Origin of the sequence: uncultured Campylobacter sp. (genome assembly GCF_937973075.1) — a bacterium.
Lineage (GTDB): Bacteria > Campylobacterota > Campylobacteria > Campylobacterales > Campylobacteraceae > Campylobacter_B.
On record NZ_CALBWL010000044.1, the window covers coordinates 1 to 8,917 of the forward strand.

The 8,917-nt window shown below is 48.1% G+C and carries 10 protein-coding genes and 1 pseudogene; 4 read left to right on the top strand and 7 right to left on the bottom strand.

The annotated features are described in order from the left end of the window. The 4 genes from hslU to Q0274_RS05870 all read right to left on the bottom strand — a co-directional run. Nucleotides 1-1,099: HslU--HslV peptidase ATPase subunit (gene hslU, locus Q0274_RS05855; RefSeq protein WP_298028319.1), on the bottom strand; the 1,099-nt coding region annotated here is incomplete at its 3' end. Further along, nucleotides 1,096-1,644: an ATP-dependent protease subunit HslV gene (hslV, locus tag Q0274_RS05860; protein WP_005870266.1), complete on the bottom strand. Its 549-nt coding sequence runs from the start codon at nt 1,642-1,644 to the stop codon at nt 1,096-1,098. The genes hslU and hslV, both read right to left, overlap by 4 nt. Beyond that, on the bottom strand, nt 1,637-2,080 hold the full coding sequence (gene rplI / locus Q0274_RS05865; protein ID WP_298028320.1) for a 50S ribosomal protein L9: 444 nt from the start codon (nt 2,078-2,080) through the stop codon (nt 1,637-1,639). The genes hslV and rplI overlap by 8 nt, the downstream gene beginning before the upstream one ends. 181 nt (nt 2,081-2,261) lie before the next feature. Further along, complete coding sequence (locus Q0274_RS05870; RefSeq protein WP_298028321.1) at nt 2,262-3,482, bottom strand: argininosuccinate synthase; 1,221 nt, start codon at nt 3,480-3,482, stop codon at nt 2,262-2,264. Nucleotides 3,483-3,570: 88 nt separating this feature from the next. On the opposite strand from Q0274_RS05870, the gene Q0274_RS05875 reads away from it, so the two are divergent. The 4 genes from Q0274_RS05875 to Q0274_RS05890 all read left to right on the top strand — a co-directional run bounded on the left by Q0274_RS05875 (nt 3,571) and on the right by Q0274_RS05890 (nt 6,707). Next, entirely contained in the window at nt 3,571-3,816 is a 246-nt protein-coding gene (locus tag Q0274_RS05875) for a S4 domain-containing protein (protein WP_291937410.1), read from the top strand. Further along, entirely contained in the window at nt 3,800-4,207 is a 408-nt protein-coding gene (gene tsaE, locus Q0274_RS05880; RefSeq protein WP_298028322.1) for a tRNA (adenosine(37)-N6)-threonylcarbamoyltransferase complex ATPase subunit type 1 TsaE, read from the top strand. The genes Q0274_RS05875 and tsaE overlap by 17 nt, the downstream gene beginning before the upstream one ends. Then, nucleotides 4,200-4,922, top strand: coding sequence for an LPS export ABC transporter ATP-binding protein (gene lptB / locus Q0274_RS05885; protein WP_298028323.1), 723 nt, complete (start codon nt 4,200-4,202; stop codon nt 4,920-4,922). Before tsaE ends, lptB begins: the two co-directional genes overlap by 8 nt. 966 nt (nt 4,923-5,888) lie before the next feature. Beyond that, on the top strand, nt 5,889-6,707 hold the full coding sequence (locus tag Q0274_RS05890; protein ID WP_298028324.1) for an ATP-binding protein: 819 nt from the start codon (nt 5,889-5,891) through the stop codon (nt 6,705-6,707). 630 nt (nt 6,708-7,337) lie between these two features. Here Q0274_RS05890 and Q0274_RS05895 read toward each other — a convergent pair. The 3 genes and pseudogenes from Q0274_RS05895 to Q0274_RS05905 form a co-directional block, all read right to left on the bottom strand. Then, entirely contained in the window at nt 7,338-8,072 is a 735-nt protein-coding gene (locus tag Q0274_RS05895) for an arginyltransferase (RefSeq protein WP_298028325.1), read from the bottom strand. Further along, on the bottom strand, nt 8,065-8,349 hold the full coding sequence (locus tag Q0274_RS05900) for a hypothetical protein (protein WP_298028326.1): 285 nt from the start codon (nt 8,347-8,349) through the stop codon (nt 8,065-8,067). The genes Q0274_RS05895 and Q0274_RS05900 overlap by 8 nt, the downstream gene beginning before the upstream one ends. Nucleotides 8,350-8,357: 8 nt before the next feature. Then, a pseudogene (locus tag Q0274_RS05905) lies at nt 8,358-8,917 on the bottom strand (acetyl-CoA carboxylase biotin carboxylase subunit); the annotation flags it as partial.

An 8,917-nucleotide genomic window follows, 5' to 3' on the forward strand; every position in this document is an offset into this window, starting at 1 on the left:
CCTCGCTAAATTCCAGCTCGACGCCCTCGGTCTTTAAAAGCGCCGAGTACTGCTTAAGAAGCGAATTTTTTGGCTTGGTTAAAATTTCGCACAGCGCCGCCTCGTCCAAGCTGTCAAGCTCGACGCGAAGCGGGAAGCGCCCCTGAAGCTCGGGTATTAGATCGCTCGGCTTGCTAATATGAAAAGCTCCCGCGGCGATAAAAAGGATGTGATCGGTGTCGATATTGCCGAATTTCGTGCTTACGCTGCTGCCCTCCACGATCGGAAGCAGATCGCGCTGTACGCCCTCTTTGCTCGGATCCTGCCTGCCGCTATTGCCGCTTGAGACAGCCACCTTATCGATCTCGTCGATAAAGATGATGCCCTCGTTTTGCGCACGCCTAACGGCTTCGGCTTTGATGCTCTCCATATCTAAGACCTTCTCGCTAGCCTCGCTTTTAAGGGCAACTTTGGCGTCTTTTACCTTCATCTCTTTTTTGCTTTTGCGCGTCGAAATTCCGATTACTTTGATGAAGCTTTCCTGCATATTCGCCATCTCGGGCGGCAAATTCGGATTTGACTCAAGCGCGTTTTCGCTCACTTCGATCTCGATACTAAGATCGTCCAGATCGCCGTGCTCGAGCTTGGCAGCCATCTTTTCGTAGCTTTTTTCGTAATCAGCGACCTTCTCCTCGCTCGCACCGCGCGGAAGCGGCGGAAGGACTTTTTCTAAAATTTTACGCTTGATATAATCATCGATCTTGTCTTTGTTTTTTTCAAATTCCTCGCCGCGCACTAAATTTACCGACGCAGCAGCCAGATCGCGCACCATGCTCTCCACGTCGCGCCCTACGAAGCCCACTTCGGTGTATTTGCTCGCCTCAACCTTGATAAAAGGAAGCCCAAACATCTTCGAAAGCCTGCGAGCGATCTCGGTCTTGCCCACGCCGGTAGATCCGATCATTAGGATGTTTTTGGGCATCACCTCGTTTTTCATCTCATCTTCAAGCGCCATTCTGCGGTAGCGATTTCGCAAAGCCACCGCTATCGTGCGTTTGGCGCTATTTTGTCCGATTATATATTCGTCTAGTTTTTCTACGATCTGCTTTGGCGTCATCATCTCTTTTCGTCCCAAATTGCGTATGTTTTGATGTTTTCGTTTGTGTAAATGCAAATCTCGCCCGCGATTTTAAGGCTTTGCTTTACGAGTTCCTCTTCGTCTAAGCTTGCAAATTTATCCAAAGCTCGCGCTGCGCTAAGAGCGTAATTTCCGCCGCTTCCGATCGCCGCGATCTTGCCGTCGTCCGGCTCTACCACATCGCCCGTGCCGCTAAGTAGAAAGATATTTTTGCGGTCTAGCACCAGCATCATCGCTTCGAGCTTTCGCAGATACTTATCCTTGCGCCACTGCTTGCTAAATTCTATCACCGCCCTTAAAAGATCGCCCTTTGCGCCATCTAAGCACTTCTCAAACATATCAAAAAGATTAAACGCATCGGCGGTGCTGCCCGCAAAGCCCGCTAAAACATTGCCCTCTTTGCCGATCTTTCGAATTTTAGTCGCATTGCCCTTCAAGACGGTGTTTCCGAACGTAACCTGCCCGTCGCCGCCGATGACGGAGCCCTTCGCGCCTTTGTAGGCTAAAATGGTAGTCGCTTCAAACACTAGCCACCTCTATCTCAAATTTAGCGCTTATGCCGTGCTTTAGCTTGACATTTACGTCGTATATCCCGGTCGCTTTGATAGTCTCGGTCTCTAAAATTTTCTTATCGATTTCGATCCCTTTTTGCTCTTTTAGCGCGGTTGCGATCTCATCTTTGGTCACTGAGCCGAAAAGCGCGCCCCTCTCGCCCGTTTGCTTTTCGATTTTTACGCGAATCTTGGTTAGCTCCTCGGCTAATTTTTGCAAGCTCGCGACCTCGTATTTTTCTAGCTCGGCTTGCTTCTTCTTATCCGCTTCAAATTTACGCAAAACCTCCGTCGTAGCGGCTTTGGCGTAACCTTTGCCGATTAGGAAGTTGTTGCCGTAGCCGTCCTTGACCTCCTTTACCTCGCCCGCCTTTCCGAGCCCCTTAACATCTTTGATCAATAATACTTTCATCCATTATCCTTTTAAATTTAGCTTTAAATTTATAAAATTTTATAAGCGGCGCGGGCGGATCTAAAATTTCGTGAAATTTTATGAAATTCGCCCGCAGCCGCTCGCTACTTTTCCGATAAATTTTAAAATTTCGTTTTGTGAAATTTGCCTGCACACCTTGCCGCTATAGGCAAAATTTCATCTAAAGCTTGCGTCCGTTCTTTCCCGCGATGATAAATCTTAGAGCGCTTAGCTTGATAAATCCGTCGCCGTCTTTTTGATTGAAAACCTTATCCTCTTCAAACGTCACGAAATCGGTATTAAACAAACTATCGCTCTTACTTTCCCTGCCTAGCACGGTCACGTTGCCCTTATAAAGCTCTACCTTAACCTTGCCGTTTACGTGCTCTTGGGATTTGTTTATCAGCTCTTGAAGCAGCAAGCGCTCCGGGCTGAACCAAAAGCCATTGTATATAAGCTCGGCATAGCGCGGCATCAGATCGTCTTTTAGATGCGCCGCACCGCGATCTAGCGTGATGCTCTCGATCGCGCGGTGAGCCTTTAGCATAATCGTGCCGCCCGGAGTTTCGTAGCAGCCGCGGCTCTTCATGCCGACATAGCGGTTTTCAACAAGATCGAGCCTGCCGATGCCGTTTTTAGCGCCGAGTTCGTTAAGTGCTGCCAGCATCTCGTGCGGTTTAAGCGCCTTGCCGTTTAGTTTTACGGGATCACCATGCTTATATTCAATCTCGATGATCTCGCTCTTATCTGGCGCATTTTTAGGGCTTACGGTCCATCGCCACATATCCTCCTCGGGCGCATGGGCGGGATCTTCCAGCACCAAGCCTTCGTAGGATATGTGAAGGATATTCGCATCCATCGAATACGGCGACTTGCCTGGCTTTGAAGCGATATCGATGCCGTTTTTCTTAGCGTAGGCAAGCAATTTCTCGCGAGAGTTCAGATCCCATAGCCTCCACGGCGCAATCACCTTAATATCGGGATTTAGCGCGTATGCGCCAAGCTCGAAGCGGACTTGATCGTTACCCTTGCCGGTTGCGCCGTGGCTTATGGCGTCCGCGCCGGTCTTTTTCGCAATCTCGACTAGCTTTTTAGCGATCAGCGGGCGCGCAATCGATGTGCCCAAAAGATACTCGCCCTCATAGACGGCATTTGCACGAAACATCGGGAAAACGTAATCTCGCACAAATTCTTCGCGCAGATCCTCTACGAAGATATTTTCCTTTTTGATGCCCAGTTTCACAGCTTTGTTTTTGATCGGCTCCAAATCCTCGTTCTGACCGATATCTGCGGTGAAAGTCACCACATCGCAGCCGTAAGTATCACCGAGCCACTTTAAAATAATGCTAGTATCTAGCCCTCCAGAATACGCCAAAACGACCTTTTTTACATCTTTTGCCATCTCAAATCCTTTACGTAAAATTTGGCGAAATTCTACCAAAAATAGTTTAATAGTTGCTTTTAAGGCAAATATCGCTAAACTCACGCTTATGAGAATCGATAAATTTTTAAATGCAGTCAATATCACCAAACGGCGCGCCATCAGCGAAGATATGTGCAAAAGCGGCGTCGTAGCCGTAAACGGCGCGGTAGTAAAGCCCGCCAAAGAGCTTAAAATCGGCGATGTAATCACAATAAGCTTTTTGGATAGAAAACAAAGCTTTAAGGTCCTAGCCTTTCCTAGCGCAAAAAATACGCCCAAAAGCGAGCAAGCAAAGTATGTCCAAGAGCTTTGAACTCATCTGCGGCGAGGATGAAATTTCACGCCTCGTGCAGGCTCTGCCAAAAAGCGGCATAATCTTGCTAATCGGCGATCTTGCCAGCGGCAAAACGACTCTTGCGCGCGCGATCGTGCGGGCTCACGGGTTAGACGAGCACGTGAGTTCGCCGACATTTTCGATCATGCAAAACTATGGCGAAATTTATCATTACGACATCTATAACGGCGGCTGTGAGGGGATTTTAAAAAACGGACTATTTGAAAATTTATTTGAAGAGGGGCTTCATCTGGTTGAATGGGCGGATGAAAATTTGATCAATTTACTTAAAAAATATGAGCTTGATTTTTGCGTAGTGAGGATCACGCCGCACGCGCAAGGGCGAAAATACGAGGTAAGCTATGCATAAACTGGAAGTCAGGAGTCTTAAAAAAACCATAAAAGGCACGCCGATCATTAAGGGCATCTCGCTAGAGCTTTACAACGGCGAGATCGTGGGCCTGCTGGGTCCCAACGGCGCGGGCAAAACCACGACGTTTTATATGATCTGTGGGCTGATAAGCGCTAGCGGTGGCGATATCTTGCTTAATGAAAATAGCATCGCAAAGGTTCCGCTTCATAAGCGCGCTAAGCTCGGCATCGGCTACCTGCCACAAGAAAGCAGCATCTTTAAGGAGCTTAGCGTTGAAGAAAATTTAATGCTCGCCGCGGAGATCACCTATAAAAACAAGGCCGAAGCCTCACGAAAGGTTGATGAGATGCTAAATCTACTCAACATCGAGCCGATCAGATTGCGCAAAGGTGTGAGCCTAAGTGGCGGCGAGCGCAGGCGCTGCGAAATCGCGCGAAGCCTGATGATAACGCCGAAATTTCTACTTTTGGACGAGCCGTTTGCAGGCGTCGATCCGATCGCCGTTAACGATATCCAAAGCATCGTGCGCGATTTAAGCGATCTTGGCATCGGCGTGCTCATCACCGATCACAATGTCCGCGAAACGCTTGCGATCTGCGACCGTGCCTACGTCATCAAAGACGGCGAGCTTTTCGCAGGCGGCACCGCAAAAGAGATAGCTAACGATCCAAATGTCCGTAAATTCTATCTCGGCGAGGATTTTAGCATCTAAGCCGGCAAGGGCGTTTTAGATTTTTAGCCCCCACTTTTTTTTCGGCGCGCGCGGTTAAATTCTATAATTTAAGTTTTGCGATTTAAATTTCAAGCGAGCAGCCGCAGCTAGTCACGCAGATGCCGCTTGATCTAAAATTTTGCGCATTAAAATTTTAAAGCCCGTAAAGCCTCGGCGCGCAAGAATTTCGCGCCTGTTTGAATTTACATATTAAATTTTGATGCGTAGCGCTTCGGCACGGGGCGCATCTCGGTACGGTTTGAATTTTGTGCTTTAAATTTTGAAATAGTTATGACGGCGAGATTTAAACTCGGCATCTAAATCTCACGCATCAATTTTTGAAGTGCGTCTCGGGCTCGTTTTTAAATTTCAAAAGGTATTTTGTGCACTGTAAATTTTAAATAATTTTTGCGGCAGGTTCTCTTTTCGCGACCGAAATTTACACCCGCGGTACATAAAATTTAAATCGCATTTTAATCGCACTTTGTTTAAATTAAATCAAATTTTAAAGCGTGAGGTATCTCTAAACGCGATGTCTCCGTCTGCGCACTAAAATCACGCCCACAGTTTGCAAAAAATATCCACTCGCAGAATTAAATTTCAAAACGAACACAGCCGCAAATGAATTACATTATGCAACGGTGCTTGAAATTACGCGCGAGATGCTGTCTAATTTCACGGCTAAATTCCGTGAGCGATGGCGTAAACCAAAGCGCACACAAACCTACTCACTTCGGCTTCGACGCATCAAATTAAAAGCGATGCGCGAAGCAAGGCCTTCCGACCCGCTAGAATTTTGCCGATCAAGCCGCCTCGTTTAACTAAAATTACACTTTTATTTGCTCTGCGGGTTTAAATTTCGCTCATCTTAAAGCTCGCTGCGAATTTTAAAATTTTAACCCGGCGCTCGTCGCTTCCCTTAAAATTTTAAAATTCTTAAAATTTTGGCGAGATCAAGGAGAGATTATGAAAAAAGTTCTACTTTCGTGCGCCTTGGCGGGCGCGCTTTTTGGCCTAGAGATCGACGGATTTAGTGCACCTAGTGGTTCGCTCATTACCGATGATGCTTTTTATATCGCAAATCGCGGCAGTAGCGAAGATCCACAAGAGCGCGACGGCTTCATCAGCCGCATAGTAAAAAACTCGGGTGTCGTTGAGACAAATTTTATAGACGATCTGGTGAATCCGGGCGGAATGGCGCAGATCGGCGACGTGCTCTACGTGTGCGATCTGGACGCGATCAGAGGCTTTAGTAAAGGTCAAGAGGTTTTCAATCTAAAAATCGAGGGAGCGCAGGTCTTAAACGACGTCGTAGCGCTCGGCAGCGAAGTTTTGCTCGCAAGCGATCCCGCGCGTGGGACGATCTGGCGCATCGACCTGCTCTCGCGCACCGCGGATGAGTTTGCGCGCATCGATCCATCGCTAGGCAGCCCAAACGGACTTTTGGCTAAAGGCGATAAGCTTCTGATCACTACATTCGATCTTAGTGGAAAGGTTTCGGGGCGCGTGCTAAGCATGGATCTGAAATCTCGCGAAATTTCGATCTTTGCCGATATGAAGGGGGTTTTCTACGGCATAGCGCGCGGAAAAAACGGCGAAATTTTAATTAGCGACTGGGGTGAGGACCTTTTAAGCGGTAAAATTTGGCGTATCGATGCAAACGGACAGATACGCAAAATAAACCTCGGCGCGATGCAAAGACCTGCGGACATCTCAAGCGACGGCAAGGTTTTATTGATCCCAAAAACGCTGGAAAATAAAGTGGAGCTGATAAATTTGCCGTAACCGGCCGTCTTATTGCGGCTTCGCAGTTTGCTTAAATTTTACAAAATATATGCTGTATCGTGCTTTATAAGCCATCTTTTTGCGCTTCGCTGCTTGCGCGGCAGTATCGGTTACGGACCAGAGCTAATCGCGATATCGAAACTAGGTCAATGCCGAAGCCGGTCGCAGCGCCAAGGTTAATTGCGGCAGCGTAAGAGTTATATTACGAAACTAATCGTCCTTTTTCGCGCGCACTCAAGAGCCAAATACGATCAAAAGCCGCGCGTGCCGTCTTGCGACACGTAAATGCCGAGCCTGCCGTAAAATTTGCAAATTCATCTGCCCTCCTTTTAAATTTCCTCGCTGCAGATATTTTCACAGGCCGAGCGGTGCTAAATTTCAGCGCAAAATTTAACGCCTGCCGTGACTCAAAAGCCTTGAAGACTCATAACGCGCAAAATTTCAGCGTAAATTTTAACGATGAGAGGCACTTTTACATACCGCGTCGTATCTGCGCGACCGAATTTTGCGCGGCGGAATAACCTCTACCGCGCGCCGCGTATTTACAGGCCGTAAAGGCAAGCGGAGCCCATTTTTCCGCGCAGCGCGTATGTCTATTTAGGCTACTTCTGGGGCATCCGCGCGTGGAACCTACTCCTCTGTGCGCCCCTCCCACACGGCGGGGGTGTCAAGCTCTGTGTATGAGTTTAAAATTTCATACGGCTCGTAGCTAAATTTATACGCTAGGCTCGGGCACTGCTTTACCGCGTAGCCCAGATAGATCCAGCGCAGCCCCATATCTTGGGCGAACTCGATCTGTTTTAAAAGCGAAAATTTACCCAGACCTAGATGCGGCAGATACGGATCGTAGTAGCAATACACCGAGCTAATGCCGTCATCCACGATATCGATGAGATCGACGCAGATAAGCCGCCCGTCCTCGCCGTAGTAAGAAATTTCTTTGCCGAAGTCGCCGTGGCCCTGGACGTAAATTTCATCATATCTCTCAAAATCGATCTCTTGCAAAGGCCAGCCCTTTTTTAGATGCATGTAGTCGTGGTAAAGCGCGAAAAGCTCCAAACGAGCATCGTTTAAAAGCGGGCGAGGCTGCCACACATAGGCGGTCGTGCGATTATTTTTATAGACGCGGCGGTGCGATCTGCTAAATTTAAAATTTGCGGCATCGATGCGCAAACTTTTGCACTCCGCACAGGCTGCGCAAATGGGCTTTTGAAAATACCTGCCGAAGCGGCGGTAGCCGTGCTGCACTAAGCTTGAATTATACTCGAAGTCGCAATCTTTTATGTAGAGATACTCGCTGCGCGCGGCTCTGCCGTCCAGATAGGGGCAGGCAAAATCCAGCGTACAAAATGGAATTTCAGTCATTCAGCTTTTTGATATTTGCCGCGTCCACGTATTTTAAAAACTCGTCTTTAAGACGATTTTCGCGTGCGGCGATGCTCTCTTTGGCTACGTCAAGCTCTTCCGTCGCGACGCCGTCTAAGCCGCCCTCGCTTTGCAGGCTCAAATCGTCATCTCTGAAAATATCTTTAAACTCGTCGCGATTTGGATTGGGCCTTTTAGGCTTTTTGGGCGCGGAGCTTGCCGCCTTATCCTTAAGCATATCCTTTTTTATATCTTTTAGGCTATCTAAAAAATCCATGCTCTTTCCTAAATCCGCGCCGATTTGCGCATCGCAGCGATGATAGCGGCGATCGCTTCGTTTTTATTCGGCTGCATATCGTCCATCGTGTTTTCTAAAATTTTGTCTAAATTTTTCTCTACATAGCTCGTGTCAAAAAAGCCGAGTCGAAATTCGCGCGACTTGCTGATGCTGAGCAAAAACGGAATGATCGTGCGCACCCCCTCGATGCGAAACTCCTTCAGTGCACGCTCTAGCTTATTAACGGCCAGGTCGTAGTCGGTGGTTTTGATGATGAGCTTGGCTAGAAGCGAGTCGTAAAACGGCGGAATTTTATAACCCTTGTAGATATGGCTATCGACGCGCACGGAAGGACCGAGTGCGGGATAATAATCGCTAACGGTGCCGGGAACCGGGGTGAAATTTTTCCAGACGTTTTCGGAGGTGATTCTAGCCTCGATCGCATAGCCGTGCGGCTTAATATCGCTTTGCTCAAGCTCTAAAATTTCGCCGTTTGCGATGCGGATCTGGCGTACGACGAGATCGACGCCCGTAACCTCCTCGGTGATGCCGTGCTCGACCTGGATAC